Origin of the sequence: Nocardia sp. NPDC004168 (assembly GCF_040610355.1) — a bacterium.
GTDB classification, from domain to species: domain Bacteria; phylum Actinomycetota; class Actinomycetes; order Mycobacteriales; family Mycobacteriaceae; genus Nocardia; species Nocardia sichangensis.
Window position 1 is genome coordinate 170,110 of sequence record NZ_JBEXME010000015.1, and the last position, 14,905, is coordinate 185,014.

Annotated in this window: 14 protein-coding genes; 5 read left to right on the forward strand and 9 right to left on the reverse strand. The window is 71.3% G+C overall.

What is annotated here, in order from left to right; genetic code table 11:
* Positions 1 to 3 precede the first annotated feature (3 nt).
* From ABZW96_RS24955 to ABZW96_RS24975, 5 genes are all read right to left on the reverse strand, one after another.
* Complete coding sequence (locus tag ABZW96_RS24955) at positions 4 to 852, reverse strand: fructosamine kinase family protein (protein ID WP_355078039.1); 849 nt, start codon at positions 850 to 852, stop codon at positions 4 to 6.
* Entirely contained in the window at positions 849 to 1,628 is a 780-nt protein-coding gene (locus tag ABZW96_RS24960) for a helix-turn-helix transcriptional regulator (RefSeq protein WP_355078040.1), read from the reverse strand. The genes ABZW96_RS24955 and ABZW96_RS24960 overlap by 4 nt, the downstream gene beginning before the upstream one ends.
* A 155-nt stretch (positions 1,629 to 1,783) precedes the next feature.
* The gene (locus ABZW96_RS24965) at positions 1,784 to 2,407 is read right to left on the reverse strand and encodes a hypothetical protein (RefSeq protein WP_355078041.1); all 624 of its coding nucleotides are present in this window, start codon (positions 2,405 to 2,407) and stop codon (positions 1,784 to 1,786) included.
* Positions 2,408 to 2,499: 92 nt separating this feature from the next.
* Positions 2,500 to 3,063 carry a helix-turn-helix domain-containing protein gene (locus ABZW96_RS24970; RefSeq protein ID WP_355078042.1) on the reverse strand — a complete coding sequence of 188 codons (564 nt, stop codon included), beginning with the start codon at positions 3,061 to 3,063 and terminating at the stop codon, positions 2,500 to 2,502.
* The gene (locus ABZW96_RS24975) at positions 3,060 to 4,001 is read right to left on the reverse strand and encodes an alpha/beta fold hydrolase (RefSeq protein WP_355078043.1); all 942 of its coding nucleotides are present in this window, start codon (positions 3,999 to 4,001) and stop codon (positions 3,060 to 3,062) included. Before ABZW96_RS24975 ends, ABZW96_RS24970 begins: the two co-directional genes overlap by 4 nt.
* 178 nt (positions 4,002 to 4,179) lie before the next feature.
* Here ABZW96_RS24975 and ABZW96_RS24980 point away from each other — a divergent pair, with 178 nt between their 5' ends.
* Genes ABZW96_RS24980 through ABZW96_RS24990 form a run of 3 tightly spaced genes read left to right on the forward strand, consistent with a single transcriptional unit; the run spans position 4,180 to position 4,966 of the window.
* Entirely contained in the window at positions 4,180 to 4,560 is a 381-nt protein-coding gene (locus ABZW96_RS24980) for an inorganic diphosphatase (RefSeq protein ID WP_355078044.1), read from the forward strand.
* A 49-nt stretch (positions 4,561 to 4,609) separates the two neighbouring features.
* Complete coding sequence (locus ABZW96_RS24985) at positions 4,610 to 4,726, forward strand: LPXTG cell wall anchor domain-containing protein (protein WP_355078045.1); 117 nt, start codon at positions 4,610 to 4,612, stop codon at positions 4,724 to 4,726.
* Between the two features lie 9 nt (positions 4,727 to 4,735).
* Positions 4,736 to 4,966, forward strand: coding sequence for a DUF6480 family protein (locus ABZW96_RS24990; protein WP_355078046.1), 231 nt, complete (start codon positions 4,736 to 4,738; stop codon positions 4,964 to 4,966).
* A gap of 67 nt (positions 4,967 to 5,033) precedes the next feature.
* Here the strand turns inward: ABZW96_RS24990 and ABZW96_RS24995 are convergent, their stop codons facing one another.
* The 4 genes from ABZW96_RS24995 to ABZW96_RS25010 all read right to left on the reverse strand — a co-directional run bounded on the left by ABZW96_RS24995 (position 5,034) and on the right by ABZW96_RS25010 (position 12,526).
* Positions 5,034 to 5,873, reverse strand: a complete 840-nt coding sequence (locus ABZW96_RS24995) for an SDR family oxidoreductase (protein ID WP_355078047.1) — start codon at positions 5,871 to 5,873, stop codon at positions 5,034 to 5,036.
* 38 nt (positions 5,874 to 5,911) lie between these two features.
* Positions 5,912 to 6,472 (reverse strand): hemerythrin domain-containing protein, encoded by a 561-nt coding sequence (locus ABZW96_RS25000; protein WP_355078048.1) that lies wholly within the window; start codon positions 6,470 to 6,472, stop codon positions 5,912 to 5,914.
* A gap of 166 nt (positions 6,473 to 6,638) precedes the next feature.
* Positions 6,639 to 11,243 carry a cation-translocating P-type ATPase gene (locus ABZW96_RS25005; RefSeq protein WP_355078049.1) on the reverse strand — a complete coding sequence of 1,535 codons (4,605 nt, stop codon included), beginning with the start codon at positions 11,241 to 11,243 and terminating at the stop codon, positions 6,639 to 6,641.
* Positions 11,244 to 11,335: 92 nt separating this feature from the next.
* Positions 11,336 to 12,526 carry an alcohol dehydrogenase catalytic domain-containing protein gene (locus ABZW96_RS25010; RefSeq protein WP_355078050.1) on the reverse strand — a complete coding sequence of 397 codons (1,191 nt, stop codon included), beginning with the start codon at positions 12,524 to 12,526 and terminating at the stop codon, positions 11,336 to 11,338.
* 169 nt (positions 12,527 to 12,695) lie between these two features.
* Between ABZW96_RS25010 and ABZW96_RS25015 the strand changes: the two genes are divergently transcribed.
* Together ABZW96_RS25015 and ABZW96_RS25020 are read left to right on the forward strand one after the other, a co-directional pair.
* Positions 12,696 to 14,171 carry an ornithine decarboxylase gene (locus ABZW96_RS25015; RefSeq protein ID WP_355078051.1) on the forward strand — a complete coding sequence of 492 codons (1,476 nt, stop codon included), beginning with the start codon at positions 12,696 to 12,698 and terminating at the stop codon, positions 14,169 to 14,171.
* Positions 14,172 to 14,183: 12 nt separating this feature from the next.
* A complete protein-coding gene (locus tag ABZW96_RS25020; protein ID WP_355078052.1) occupies positions 14,184 to 14,795 on the forward strand; it encodes an NAD(P)H-dependent oxidoreductase in 612 nt (203 codons plus the stop codon).
* The last annotated feature ends 110 nt before the right edge of the window (positions 14,796 to 14,905 follow it).

Consider the following 14,905-nt stretch of genomic DNA (forward strand, 5'->3'; position numbering starts at 1 on the left):
GGGTCAGGACCCGAGCGCGGCGGCGGCCGCGGCGAGGGTCCGCGCTCGGTAGCCCGCGCCGAACAGCGCGACGTGCACCAGCAGCGGGTGCAGCGGCGTGCGGGTGCGCCATCCGTCGGCCGGCGGGTGGGTTTCGTGGTAGGCGGCGCGGATACGGTCCAGGTGTGGAGCGCCGAAGAGGGCGAGCATGGCCAGATCGGTCTCGCGGTGGCCCGCGTGCGCGGCGGGGTCGACGAGCATCGCCCGTTCCCGCGTCCACACGATGTTGCCCGACCAGAGATCGCCGTGGATGCGGACCGGTGGTTCGGCGGGGCCGGCCAGCTCATCGATGCGATCGATGACGCGTTCGATCAGGCGGGTGCCGTCGGCGCCGAGCGCCGCCGCCGCCCGAGCGAGGTAGGGCGCGAGGCGCTGCTCGGCGTACCACCGCGACCACGGGCCGTCGGTCGGGGTGTTGGGCAGTGGCAGGCTCGCGATCCAGCCTTCCCACGGGGCCCCGAACCGCTCGGCGCGGGCGGCGTGCAGCGCGGCCAGTTCACGGCCGAATCGCTCGGCGGCCGCGGGGGTGGGTCCGGTCTCCTCCAGCCAGGGCAGCACCAGTGTCCGGTCGTCGGCGGCCAGGACCTGCGGCAGCAAGGCCCCGGCCGGGTCGGGCGCGGTGGCGCGCAGCCAGGACAGGCCCGCAGCTTCGGCCGCGAAGACGGATGTCGGCTCGGCCGAAGCCTTCACGAAAACAGTTCTGCCGTCGGCTGTTTCGGCGCGGTGCAGCGTCCACGCGTGGCGGGCGCCGAGATCGGTGACGGCGCGGACGGGCGCGTCCAGCAGGGCCGACAGCTGGGCCGCGCGGCTCACCGGGCGCCCGCGGTGAGCCGTTTCATGGTGTCCTCGTCGGCGGGGAAGAACGACTCGATGGCCAGTTCGGCGACGGTGACGTTCATCGGGGTGCCGAACACCGTCGTGACGCTGAGGAAGGACAACTCGTTGCCGTCGTGCTCGATCCGCAGCGGCACCACCGCCTGGTCGGGTTCGGGCACGGTGAGCTCCACTTCGCCACCGGGGTAGGACCGCAGCTCCTCGAGCAGGTCGGCCAGGTCCCTGGCGCCGGTGACCTCTACTTGGCGCGTCAGACGGGCGAGGATGTGGCCACGCCATTCGGCGAGGTTGCGGATGCGGCCGGCCATGCCGTCGGGATGCAGGCTCAGCCGCAGCGCGTTCACCGGCGGTTTCGTCAGTGCCGGATCGATGTCCGCGATGAGCACGGCCACGCCGCTGTTGGCGTCGATCATCGTCCAGTTCTGATCGATGGCCAGCGCGGGGTAGGGCTCGTGGCCCGCGAGGATCTGGCGCATGGCGCCGCGGACGGCGTTCATGGCCGGAGTGTCCAGACCGGGCTGCGCGTAGGCGGGCGCGTAGCCCGCGGCCAGCAGGACGCGGTTGCGTTCGCGCAACGGGATCTCCAGATGCTCCGACAGGTGCACGATCATGGTGCGGCTCGGGGTGGCGCGCCCGGTTTCGATGAAGCTCAGGTGCCGCGCCGAGGTGTCGGCCCGTCCAGCCAGCTCCAGCTGGCTGAGCCTGCGTTCCAGGCGCCAATGTCGCAGCAGGTCACCTGCCGTGGGGGTAGTCACGCCCCGATCCTACGAACGGCCGGCCGTCGCGGCCATTACCTCTCGGGTAAGGGCCGCCGATACCTGCGGCGTCCTGGCCGTTCCGGTCGCCGTGCCCGCGCGGGAACACGAATGTCCGGCCGGAAGCGTGTGCTCCGGCCGGAACTCGGGCGCTGTCAGGCCATTTCGGGGACGCGCAGATGCGCGAACGCCAGCTCGAACTCCCCCACCTCGAGCACGTTGGCGCCGACCCGCTGAGTCGCCGCGCTCCTGATCCGAGTGCTGTGCTCGCGGGTGGCGTCCATCGCCTCGCGAGTCGCCCACACCATCGCGCCCACCCCTCGGCCGCTGTCCCGGTCGACGAACAGGCTGGCGCTGCAGAATCCGTCGAGCGTCTCGATCTGCGGCAGCACTTCCATCCGGAACGTGTCGATCAGGCGCTCGACCTGCCCCGGGTCGACCTGCACCCAACTGCACCTGGCGCAGGCGGCGTCGCCGGCGGGATGGTCGCGGTGCATCGCCGAGATGTCCCATTCCTCGACGCGCTCCACCTCGCCGCCGAGTCGGCGGGCCAGGCCGTCGCGCAGTTGCTGGGCCCGTCCTCTGCTGGCATGCAATGCCTCCTGCGATTCCCACGAGGTCGTAGCGATGCAACGTCCCGTCGACCGGTTCACCAGCAACGACATGCCGACCCACCCCTGCAGCTCCGGCAGATTCGACATCACTTCATCGCGGAGGTATGCGATCCCGTCGTCCATCGATGACGGCTGGGCCGCGATTGTGCTGGAACGTGCGTACACGGGCCACCTCCCGAATGCTCATGGCGGCGCCCCGGTGGCGCCACCGGACATACTCACCTTCCTCCAGCCCACGCCCACACGCAATGCCTCGGCTACCGTTCGGCTACCCCGTTGCCGTGGTGTCCGGTGGCCAGGCGTACCAAGGCCGCACGCAGGTCCGGGCGGGTCCGCGAGGCGGTCAGCTCCGCGAGCGCGATATCGGCGATCGCGGCCACGATCAGCATCGCGACCGGTTCCGGGTCCGCCCACCCGGCGGCGGCGAGATCGTCCGTGATGACCAGCGCGGCTTGCCGATTGCGCGCCGCGACCTGCTCACCGAGGCCCGCCTCGGAGCGCGCCTGGATCAGCAGCGCCTTCGTCGCCGGCTGGGCCAGGCAGCCGTCGAGGTAGGCGTGCATACCCGCGGTCAGCCGCTCGATACCCGGCGGCGTGCCGGAGACGGTGTCCAGCACCTGGGCGAACAAATCCTCGTGGAAAGCGTGGTGCAGCGCTCGGATGTAGTCTCCGCGGCTGGACCAGTGCTGATAGAAGCTGCCTTTGGCCATGTTCGCCTGCGCGACGATCGCGTTCACCGACAGTTTGGCCAGATCCGCCTCCCCCAGCAGGGTGCGGCCCGCGTGCAGCAGTGCCTTGCGGCCGGGCTCGGCCGACCTCACGACCCGGCCGCCGAGGTGAGCGGTCCGACGATCGGCGCGACCACCGGGCATTCCACCGACCGGGCGTGCTCAGGATCCAGCGCGTCGAGCACTTCGCGCACCGCGACCGGATCGGAGGTGAGCCCGTAGTGTTCGGAGTAGTCGGTGGCGCACACGTCCTGCAGCACGATGTTGCGGGCGTTCGGCCCGTCGAGCATGCCGGTGGTGTAGGGCGTGGCGATCTCGTCGTAGCGGCTGACGATGCTGACGAACTGCACATCGGGCACCAGCCGGGCGTCCGCTTTCAACTCCCGCAGAAACGGCGAGTCCGGCGACATCTGGCAGGGGCCGCAGTCGGCGATGGCGTCCGCGGTGCCCGGCAGATCCCGCAGGGGCTTCGCCGCGGTGTCGGCGCCGCTGAGCGTCGACCCGTGATAAGGAGCGCCCAGCCCGATGTGGCGTGCGACCTTTCCGGCGCCGCCGAGGTGGTGGAAGTAGTAGAACGGCACCGCACCGCCCATCGAATGCCCCACGACATCGACCTTCGCCGCGCCGGTGGCGGCGAGGACGCGGTCGATGAACGCTCCGATCTGGCGGGCGCTCTCGGGGACCGGCGCCACCGCGCCCAGCGCCGGACCGAACGCACCGGTGCCGTAGGTGGTGGTGTACACGCAGTAACCGGCGGCCGCCAGCAACGGCGACAGGGTCTGCCAGCTCACCGTCTCGTTGCCCAGGCCGTGCAGCAACACCACGGGATTCGGATGTGCGGCACCCGGGTGGCAGGTCCAATCGTTGGCTCCCGGCGGGGGCGCCCCCGGCGCCGCCAGCTGCGCGGCCAACCCCGCCAGATAGCTGTAGGGAACGCTCGCGGGCTCCTGCGCCCCGGCGACGGGCGCGGCTCCCAGGAGGCACACCGCGGCGGTGGCCGTCGATGCGGCAAATCGAAGCAAGGTTCGCACCTGCTACTCCTTCACTGAACACGCTATGACCGACCGGTCGGTCATAGCGTACAGGTGTCGCGGCCGGGCGGGAAGGGCGAAGCGGAGCGCCCGATCGACCGGCCTGCCGCCGCCCGGTGTGATGCTCCGTCGTGGCTCGCGCGCCACGGCATGATCGATCTGCCGTAGCCTGGGGCGGGTGACCGATCCGGTGAAACTCGAGGACTCCGAATCGCTGCGGTTGGCGCGTCTATTCCTCGGCCGCACAGTGGATCTGGTCATCGACCGCCCGTACGGCAGCCATCATCCGCGATGCGGATTCCGCTATCTCGTCAACTACGGATACGTTCCGCTCACCCGCGCCCCCGACGGACAAGAACTCGACGGGTACTTCCTCGGACCGTCCGAACCTCTGGTCTTCGCCCGCGGACGCTGCGTGGGGATCATCCACCGGTTCTACGACGATGACGACAAGCTGCTCGTCGTCGCGGACGGTAGCCCCGCGCTCGACGACGCGGCGATCGCCGACGCCGTCGAGTTCCAGGAGACCGCCGGTCACTACGTGATCATCGGCAGGTGACCGGCAGCCCCTCTCGATTGGGCACGCCGATACCGGGTAGGCCCCTGCCATGGAACTGTTGGTGATTCTCGGACTCGCGGTGCTGGTCGGCGCGGTGATCCTGTATCGCAAGAGGTCCGGCAAACGGCCCGACGCACCCGAGGCACCCGGAAACGACGGCGAGTAGGGAGCGGCTATGAACGCGATGGACCCCGACCCCGCGAAAACTCCCGACCTGGAACCCGGCGGCGGGGTGTCGCCCGGCGCCACACCACCGGACACCCCGCAGACGTCCGGTCTGTCCGCGCCGGAGCCGAGCACCCGACACCACTTCCCGGTCACCGGCGTGCTGGCGATGCTCATCGGGGCGCTGGTAATCCTGCTGTTCGTCGCCGTCGCGGTCGGGCTCGTGGTGACGATGCTGTGACCCGCCGCCACCCACGGTCGGCCGATCCGGGAGATCGGCCGACCGTGGGGCTATCGCGCGCCGAGGGTCACAGGATCGGCCTGCCGCCGGTGACGGCGATCCGAGCGCCCGAGACATAGCTGCCGTCGTCGGAGGCCAGCATGACGTAGGTGGGCGCCAGTTCGGCCGGTTGACCGGCGCGGCCCAGCGGGGTGTCGTCCCCGAAGTGGGTGACCTTCTCCACCGGCATGGTGGACGGGATCAACGGAGTCCAGATCGGTCCCGGCGCAACGCTGTTGACCCGGATCCCGCGCTCACCCAGTAGCTGCGCGAGGCTGGCGGAGAAGTTCGCGATGGCGGCTTTGGTCGCCGCGTACGGAGCCAGGGTGGGCGAGGGCATGTCGGAATTCACCGAAGAGCTGCCGATGATCGACGACCCCGGCGGCATGTGCGGCAGCGCCGCCTTCACCAGGTAGAAGTAGGCGTTGATGTTCAGCTTGACGGTGTGCTCGAACTCCTCGTCGCTGATCTCTTCCAGGGTCTCGTGCGTCATCTGGAACGCCGCGTTGCTCACCAGGACGTCGATCTTGCCGAATTCCCGCACTGCCCGGTCGATGACGGCGCGGCAGTGGGCGGCTTCGGACAGGTCGCCGGGCACGAGCACGGCCTTGCGTCCGGCCTGCGTCACCAGATCGGCGACTTCCTTCGCGTCCTCGTCCTCGTCGAGGTAGGAGATCAATACGTCCGCGCCTTCACGCGCGTAGGCGATCGCCACCGCCCGCCCGATGCCGCTGTCGGCGCCGGTGACGACCGCGGCCTTGCCGGTCAGTTTGCCGGAACCGCGGTAGCTGTCCTCACCGCAATCCGGCACCGGAGTCATCTTGGCCTGGATACCGGGGACTTTCTGCTGCTGCTCGGGAAACCCCATGTCGGTCCTCCTTCTGGCGTTTCGGGGCTGTGGGTGGTTCAGCTGTCGTGCTGGCGGCGCCAGTCGCGCACCGCGTCGCGGGCCCGGTCGAACAGCGCCAGCGGCGGGCCCGCCGCCAGATTGGCGAGCGCGGACTCCCCCGCGTGCGGGTGCGGCCGGGTGGGCGCCACGGCCTCGGCGGCCCGCAGCGATCCGGCCATCCGCTGGAGCTGGCTGCTGGAGAACTGGGCGCGCAGCAGGGCGAATTCCTCGGCCTCCTCGTGCGCGGCGTGCTCGTCCACCGCGTCGGCGAATTCGGCGAGCCGGGCATCGAATTCGGGATGGTCCACCCCGAGGTCGTAGAGGTCGGCCAGCGCGCGTTTGGCCGCGTTCTCCTCCTCCAGCCGCGGTTGCACGATGTCGGCGTCGGCGCCGAACCGGGCCCGTCCGGCGACCGGATGCACGACCTCCTCCTCGGCGCTCTCGTGCACGGCCAGCAACCGCACCAACTCGGTGAACAAGTCCTGTTTCCCGTCGTTACCCGACTTCAGTCGCGCCAGCAGCGTGCGGATCTCCTCGTGCTGGGCGGTGAGCAGGTCGACGACATCCTGGTCGGTCATCGCAACACTCGTTTCTGTTGTCGTGGAATGCGTTCGTGGGCTCAGGTTTTCGTGCCCTGGGCGACCGGCCGCCGGGTCGCCGCGCGGACCGGGGATCATGTGCCCGTGGCGAGGCCCGTCGCCCGGCGGGTACCCGGGCGGACAGACGCCAATCAGCGCGCCGCTGCTACTCCGATTCCGGTGGGGGCAGCAGCCGCGGAACCAGCACCGCGGCGACGGTGGCGGTGGTCGCGCAGGTGGTCGCGATCCCCCAGCCGACCGGATCCAGCGGGCGGCAACCGAAGTAGCCGCACAGTCCCGGTGTCATCACCACCGCGCCGAGCACCGCACCGCTGGCGGCCGTGGTGAGCCACACCAACGGGCTGCGGTAACCGGAGACCAGCGTCTGACCCAGCTGTGTGCCGATGAGCGCGACCAGGCCGATGGTGGCGGCGCGGCGCTGCGTGCCGGTCATCCGGCCGAGGGTCCAGGCGACCGAGGCGCTGGTGGCCGTGGCGACACCGCGCACGCCGAGCGTGTGCAGCAGGTCGGGGCCCAGGCGCGCGGGCGGCAGTTCGGCCAGCCGCTCCGCCGCGCGCTGCGCTTGGGCCTGCGGGTCGTCGGTGTCGTCGGGATCGACCGCGTCCCGTTCCCGCGACAGCGCCAGCGCCATGGCGGGGAACATGTCGGTGAGCATGTTCACCAACAGGAACTGCCGGGTGCCCAGCGGCGCCTGGCCGCTGACGGCGGTGCCGTACAGCGTGAAGGCGACCTCGCCTGCGTTGCCGCCGACCAGCACGCCGACGGCGTCGGTGACCCGCTGCCACATGCCGCGGCCTTCGACGAGGGCGTGCAGCAGCACCAGGGGGTCGGGATGGGTGAGCACCATGTCGGCGGCGTTGCGGGCGGCGACCGAACCCTGTGCGGCCAAACCGATTCCGACGTCGGCGGTGCGGATCGCGGCGGCGTCGTTGCTGCCGTCGCCGGTCATCCCGACCACGTGTCCCGCGCGGCGCAGCGCCGCCACGATGCGCACCTTGTGTTCCGGGCTGACGCGAGCGAACACCGTGCTCTGTTCGATCAGTTCCGCACGCGCGGTCTCGTCCAGACGGTCGAGATCCGCGCCGGTCACCACCTCCCCCGCCTCGATGCCGAGCTGGCGGGCCACCGCCGCCGCGGTCACCGGGTGGTCGCCGGTGATCATGCGGACGCTGATTCCGTTGCGCTGCAACGCGGTGACCAGCGGCACCGTCTGCGGGCGCGGGGCGTCGGCGAGGCCGATGAAGCCGAGCAGACTCAGTTCGGCGACCGCCGCCTCGACGTCGTCGGGTTCGGTCGGCAGGTCGCGCCGGGCCACCACCAGCACCCGCAAGCCCTGCTCGGCCAGATCGCGAACCACCTGTTCGGCGCGTTCACGCAGGCGGTCGTCGAAGGGATGGTCGGTCTCGTCGATCCGCACGCCGGTGCAGCGCGAGAGCACCACCTCGGGGGCGCCCTTCACGATCAGCCGCAGTTTGCGGGAGGTGTGACCGAGAGTGGCGGCGTAGCCGCGGTTGGATTCGAACGGGATCTCCTCGATCGCGTCCCAGCGGCGGGGGTCGTCGCCGAGCGCCTCGGCCGCGGCCTCGACCACCGCGCGGTCGGTGGCGTGCACGATCGGGCCCTCGGCGGGATCGGGGCAGGCGCGGGTCGCGGCCCGCAGCAGGCGGTGCGCGTGCTCGCAGTCGGCGTCGGCGGGCCACTGCTCGTCGAGATCGGCGAGTGTGGTCAGGCGCAGCCGCCCCTCGGTGAGGGTGCCGGTCTTGTCGAAGCACAGGGTGTCCACCCGGCCCAGTGCCTCGACGGTGCGGCTGGCGCGCACCAGCACGCCGTGTCGCGACAGCCTGCGGGCGGCGGCGAGCTGAGCGACCGTGGCCACCAGCGGCAGTCCTTCGGGGACCGCGGCGACCGCGACCGCCACGCCGTCGGCGATCGCGGTGCGCAGCGGCCTGCCGCGCAGCATGCCCAGTCCGGTCACGATGCCGCCGCCGCTGAGCGTCAACGGCAGGGCCCGGTCGGTCAGGCGGCGCAATTGCGCCTGCACACCGGCCTTTTCCGGCGGGATGGCACCGGCGGCGGCGCGGCCGGCCTGGGTGTCGTGACCGACGGCCACGACGATCGCTCGCCCGGTGCCGTTGACCACGGTGCTGCCTTCGAAGACCATGCAGGCGCGCTCGGCCAGCGCCCGGCCCGGGGTCGCCGCGACCTGTTTCTCGACGGTGATCGATTCGCCGGTGAGGCCGGATTCGTCCATTTCCAGATCGTCCGCGCGCAGCAGCCGGGCATCGGCGGGGACCACTTCCCCGGCTCGCAGCACGATCACGTCGCCGAGTTCGAGGAGGTCGGCGGGCACCAGGTGCTCGCGCGGTTCGGCGGTGTCGAGGTCGGCGCGGTCGATCACGCGGGCGCTGAGCTGCTCGCCTTCGAACAGGCGGAACAGCGCGTTCTCCGCGCGCTGGCGCTGCCAGGCGGAGACCAGCGCGTTGACGCCGAGCACCGACGACAGCAGCACCGCGTCCGACGGCGCGCCGAGCACCGCGGTGGCGACCGCGCCGACGCCGAGGATCGGGGTGAGCGGATCGGCGAGTTCCCGGCGCAACTGACCGGCGAACGACGCCGCCGCCGCGATGACGCTCACGCCGGGGATGCGGGCGACCGCGCCGGGCCGGGCGCGCTCGGGCACCGCGAGCGGCCGCGGCAACCGGCTCAGCACCTCTTGGGGTTCGAGGGCGTGCCAGGGCAGCAACGGTGCGAGCGTGGCCGGTGGGGCGGTGCGCGCCGAACGCCATCCGGTGTAGGCGCCGGTGAGCAGACCGGTGTAGTGGGCGGCGGTCATGGGCGACGAGCGGCCCGCGCTGTCCGGGGCGACCGCGAGCAGCAGACCGCCCAGCGCCGCGCCGGACAGGGCCAGTGATCGGCCGCGTTCGCTCACCTGACGGGCCGGAGCGACGGCGGCGAGGACGCGGTCGGCCTGTGCGAGGTCGCGGCAGACCGCGTCGGCGGTCCACGGCATCTGCAGCGCGTTGTCCTCCCGCACGGCCAGACCGATCGCGACGTCGGCGTGGGCCAGCGCCTTGTGCGCGCGGGGACTCAACACGGCGACGACGTGACCGTCCTGTTGCAGAGCGCGCACCAGCCCGCTCATCGACGTGGACGGGGAGACGAATTCGTCGGCCATGGACCGCAACTCGGCGGCGTCGGCGCTCGCGGCGAGCGTCACGCGCAGGCCCGCGCTGCGCGCCCGGCCCAGCAGCGCGTATGCCCGACGGTCGAGTTCCCGGCCGACCAGGACCCGCCCGACCGGTGTTCCGTTGTCGTGGAGTTCGCGCCACACTGGGCGGCGCGTCACACCGTCGTCGGGTTTTCCGGTCGCGGGGTGCACCAGTCTGCGGTGGCCGCCGGCCGACAGGTAGCGGCCGGTGTGGTCGGGCTGCGCGTCGTCGCGGCTTTCGCCGGTCTCGTGCTCCCACAGCAGCCGCTGGCTCGCGCTCCATACCTCGGCGACCGACCATCTCGGGTCGCTCGCTTCGGCCTCGAGGACCAGACGCCGTGTGGTCAGCAGCGATTCTCCATCGATGACCAGCGCCGACAGTCGGTCCAGCCGCCGCCACACCCGCGGGTGCAGCGTCAGCACACCCGCGCGGCCCAGCATCGTGGAGACCAGCGCGCCGTAGGCCTCGCGGCTGGCCCGCGCCGCCTTGGGGGCTCCGAGTTCCAGTGCGTCGGCCGCGCCGAACAGGCCACGTCCGCCGAGGACGGAGGTGACCGCGCCCGCCAGCGCACCCGCGGCCGTTTCGTCGGCGACCCGTTCGATCGGGCCCTGCGGCATGTCGACCACACGGTCGGGCGGGGTCAGCGGGTCGCACACTTCCGCTGGACGGCGGTCGATCTCGGCCTCCCAGTCCTGCCATTGCACGTAGCGGGTGAGCGATTCGGTCAGCGTGAAACCGCGGTGCACCGCGTCGATCACCAGATTCGCCGTGCCCGCCGCCGCACTGTTGCCCAGGGCGTTGCCGATCGCGTTCGCCGTGGTCAGCACCAAATCGGTCCGTGGACGGCCGAGCTGATCCTCGAGCCGTTTGCGGAGGCGGGGCTGGGTGTCGACGAAGGCGGCGGCGGCGCGCAACACACGGGCGGGTCCGCGCAACGGCAGCACGGCGCTCATGGCGGACAACCCGATCGCGCACACGTCGCCCGCGACCTGGATCCCGGCCGCCAGCAGCGGTTCCCGGTCGCCCGGGTGCTCGCAGCCGCGACTCCAGTCCAGATCGCCGACCGCGGTATCGGTCTCGACGGATTCGATGGCCGACACCAGGGCGGGCAGGTCGGCCGCACCGTGCTCGAGAGCGGCCACGACGCGGCCGGTCACCGCGTTCACTCGCCACCAACGCACATCGCGGCGGCGGTCCAGCGTCCGGTGCAGCGCCTCGGTGATGTCTCCGCTCCTGCCGGAGTCCAGGCCGCGCACCTCCACGGTGGCCCGGTCCTCGTTGAGCGCCACCCGGCGCCGGGAGCGTAGCGCGTGCGGGTCGATCAGCGCGGCCAACTCGTCGCGCAACTCCTCGTTACTGCCCAGATTCAGCAGCGACACGCCTGCCCGTGCGCCCGCTGCCACCGCCTGCACCGGCGCCTGCGCCGCCTTCATTCCCACATCGACGGCCTTCTCCACGCTCGCGCGGGCCATCTCCGCCGCAACGGAGGTCGGCGCCTCGAGCCACCACGGTGAGACGACTCCGCGTAGTAAGAAGCTCATACACGGCAGCTACCCAGGCATGCGCAGAGCAAACCGTCCGCGGCCGCGGTGCGGGCACCGCGGCCGGGTCCGGTGCGGACCCGCTCCGCCGGTCAGTTCGCGGTCGGGTCGAGCACGATCTTCACCGCGCCGTCGGTCTTCTGCTGGAAGGTGGCGTAGGCCTGCGCCGCATCGGTCAGTGGGAGGCGGTGGGTGGCGAAGGTGTCCACGCCCAGCGGGTCGCCGTCGCGCAGCAGCGGCATGATGTCGTCGACCCACCGTTTGACGTTCGCCTGGCCCATCCGCAGCTGGATCTGCTTGTCGAACAACACCCGCATCGGCAGTGGGTCGAGCATGCCGCCGTAGACGCCGATCACCGAGATCGTGCCGCCGCGACGGACGATGTCGATGGCGGAGTGCAGTGCCGCGAGCCGGTCGACGCCCGCGGTGTCCATCACCTTCTGGGCCACGAAATCGGGCAGGAACGCCGCCGAGCGCTGGGCCATCGACGCGATCGGCGAGCCGTGGGCTTCCATCCCCACCGCGTCGATCACCGAGTCGGTGCCCCGGCCGTCGGTCCAGCCGCGGATGATGTCGCCGAGCGGCTCGTCGACGGCGTCGAGGTCGATCACTTCCATGCCGCGCTCGGCCACCCGCGCCAGCCGCTCGGGTACCCGGTCGACACCGATGACGCGATAGCCGCGATGCGCGGCCACCCGGCAGGCCATGTCCCCGATCGGGCCCAGACCCAGCACGGTCACCGATCCGCCGTCGGGCACCCCGGCGTATTCCACCGCCTGCCACGCGGTGGGCAGTACGTCCGACAGGTACAGGAAGCGGTCGTCGGCCGGTCCGTCGGGCACGGTGATGTGGGTGGCGTCCGCGTGCGGCACCCGCAGATACTCGGCTTGGCCGCCGGGCACCTGCCCGTAGAGCTTCGAATAGCCGAACAAGGCGGCGCCGCAGCCGTATCGGCGGACCTGCGTCGTCTCGCACTGGGTGGGCAGCCCGGTCCGGCACATGTAACAGGCGCCGCAGCTGATCTGGAACGGGATGACCACGCGGTCACCGCGTTCCAGCCCGGTGACGGCCGAACCGGTCTCCACCACACGTCCCATGGGTTCGTGGCCGAGGACGTCGCCGTTGCTCATGTAGGCGCCGAGCACCTCGTACAGGTGTAGGTCGGATCCACAGATGCCGGTGGAACTGACCTCGATGATCGCGTCCGTCGGGGCCTCGATCCGAGGATCGGGCACCGTCTCCACGGCGATTTTGTGTCGCCTTTGCCAGGTCACTGCCTTCATCCGCGCGGCTCCTCGGTCGGGGTCGGTACTTGTCCCCGTCCTACCCGGACACCTGTGCCCGAAACGACCGCGCCGGGGTTTGCCGTGGGGCAACACCGCAGGCCACGGGCTCGGTGCGCGGCGGGTACGCCGGATGTGTGCCGCCGCGCATTCGGGGTAGGCGGTAGCCGTGGACCATTCACGAGCTCCCCTGCTGGAAGCCCTCGCCGACTATCACCGGCTGGGCCGGTACGGCTTCACGCCTCCTGGGCATCGGCAAGGACGCGGAACCGACGAACGCGTCCTGGACGTGATCGGCCGCGACGCCTTCGGCTCCGATGTCCTGGCCGTCGCCGGGCTCGACGACCGGCTCTCGCGCGGTGGCTACCTGTCGCGCGCCGAAGCGCTCATGGCCGACGCGGTGCGCGCGGAATCGGCGTTCTTCTCCACCTGCGGCAGTTCGCTATCGGTGAAGGCGGCCATGATGACGGTGGCGGGCGGTCACGACGGCGGCCTGCTGGTGGCGCGCGACAGCCACAAATCCGTGGTCGCCGGGCTGATCTTCTCCGGTGTCCAGCCGCACTGGATCACCCCGCGCTGGGACGCCGAGCAGCATTTCGCCCACCCGCCCTCGCCGCGGCAGGTCGCCGAGGCATGGGAGGAACACCCCGACGCCGCGGGCGCGTTGATCGTGAGCCCGAGTCCCTACGGCACCTGCGCGGACATCGCCGGCATCGCCGAGGTCTGTCACCAGCGCGGCAAGCCGCTCATCGTCGACGAGGCGTGGGGCGCGCATCTGCCGTTCCACGACGACCTGCCGACCTGGGCGATGGACGCAGGGGCGGACCTGTGTGTGGTCAGCGTGCACAAGATGGGCGCCGGTTTCGAGCAGGGCTCGGTCTTCCACGTCCAAGGCGATCTGGTCGACACGATCAGGCTCAGCGAATGCGCGGACCTGCTGATGACCACCAGCCCGAACGTGCTGGTCTACGCCGCGCTCGACGGCTGGCGCAGGCAGATGGTCGAGCGGGGGCAGGAACTGCTCGGTTCCGCGCTGCGCGTAGCCGAACAGGCCAGGCGCCGGCTCGCCGAGATCCCCGGCATCAAGGTGCTGGAAGACGAACTGCTCGGTGTCGAAGCCTCCCACGACCTCGACCGGTTGCAGGTCCTCATGGACGTGTCCGGTACCGGGGCCAGCGGTTATCAGGCCGCTGACTGGCTGCGTGAGCACCGCCGCATCGACATGGGATTGACCGATCACCGCCGGTTGCTCGCCACGCTGTCGCTCGCCGACGACAAGGACACCATCGATGTCCTGGTCGACGGCATCGCCGCGTGGCGCGACCAACTGAGCGATCCGCGGCCGCCACGCATCCAGTTGCCCTCGCCCGAGGACCTGCAACTGGACTCGGTGATGCTGCCGCGCGACGCGTTCTTCGGCCCGGTGGAGACCGTGGACGCGCGCGACGCCGTCGGCCGGATCGCCGGCGAACAGATCACGCCCTATCCGCCGGGCATTCCGGTGGTCATACCCGGCGAGCGCATCGACGCCGCCGTCGTCGACTACCTGCGCACCGGGCTCGACGCGGGCATGAACGTCCCCGACGCGGCCGACTCCCGGCTGCGCACGATCCGCGTCGTCGCCCGCGATCGAACCGAAACGTAGGAGGTTTCTTTCATGGCCGGACCGACCGCGCTCGCCCTGGTGTGCACGCTGAAGAAGTCCCCCGCCGAATCCAGCAGTGATGTCATCGCCCGGCAGGTCCTCGACGAGCTGGCCGAACACGACGTGCAGGGCACGGTGCTGCGGCTGGTGGACTACGACGTGCTACCCGGAGTGACCGCCGACGAAGGCCCCGGCGACCAGTGGCCGTCCATCCGCGAACGGATCGCGGCGGCCGACATCCTGCTGGTGGCCACCCCCACCTGGGTCGGGCACATGTCGTCGGTGGCGCAGCGGATGCTGGAGCGATTGGACGCCGAACTGTCCGAAACCGACGACGCGGGTCGTCCCGCCATGGTCGGCAAAGTGGCCACGGTCGCGGTCGTCGGCAACGAGGACGGCGCGCACAAGATCGTCGCCGACCTGTATCAAGGGCTCAACGACATCGGATTCACCATCCCGGCACAGGGGTGCACGTACTGGAACGATCAGGCCATGGGCGGCACCGACTATCAGGACCTCGACTCGGTGCCGAAGGCGGTGGCTTCGGCGACCGCGGCGCTGGCCAGGAACGCCGCGCACCTGGCCCGGGTGCTCGGCGCCCAGCAGTACCCTCCCGCTGAATGATTCCCACGCCCGTGGGGGGGGCCCCCCCCCCCCCCCCCCGGGGGCCCCCCCCCCCCCCCCCCCCCCCCCCGCGCCGGGCGGGTGTAAAAACACCACGCGCGCCGCGGGCG

Excerpts from the sequence above, each read along its gene's own strand:
- ABZW96_RS24985 (WP_355078045.1), top strand. The coding sequence starts at position 4,610 with ATGGAACTGTTGGTGATTCTCGGACTCGCGGTGCTGGTCGGCGCGGTG.
- ABZW96_RS24990 (WP_355078046.1), top strand. The coding sequence starts at position 4,736 with ATGAACGCGATGGACCCCGACCCCGCGAAAACTCCCGACCTGGAACCC.
- ABZW96_RS24995 (WP_355078047.1), bottom strand. The coding sequence starts at position 5,873 with ATGGGGTTTCCCGAGCAGCAGCAGAAAGTCCCCGGTATCCAGGCCAAG.
- ABZW96_RS25000 (WP_355078048.1), bottom strand. The coding sequence starts at position 6,472 with ATGACCGACCAGGATGTCGTCGACCTGCTCACCGCCCAGCACGAGGAG.
- ABZW96_RS25005 (WP_355078049.1), bottom strand. The coding sequence starts at position 11,243 with ATGAGCTTCTTACTACGCGGAGTCGTCTCACCGTGGTGGCTCGAGGCG.
- ABZW96_RS25010 (WP_355078050.1), bottom strand. The coding sequence starts at position 12,526 with ATGAAGGCAGTGACCTGGCAAAGGCGACACAAAATCGCCGTGGAGACG.
- ABZW96_RS25020 (WP_355078052.1), top strand. The coding sequence starts at position 14,184 with ATGGCCGGACCGACCGCGCTCGCCCTGGTGTGCACGCTGAAGAAGTCC.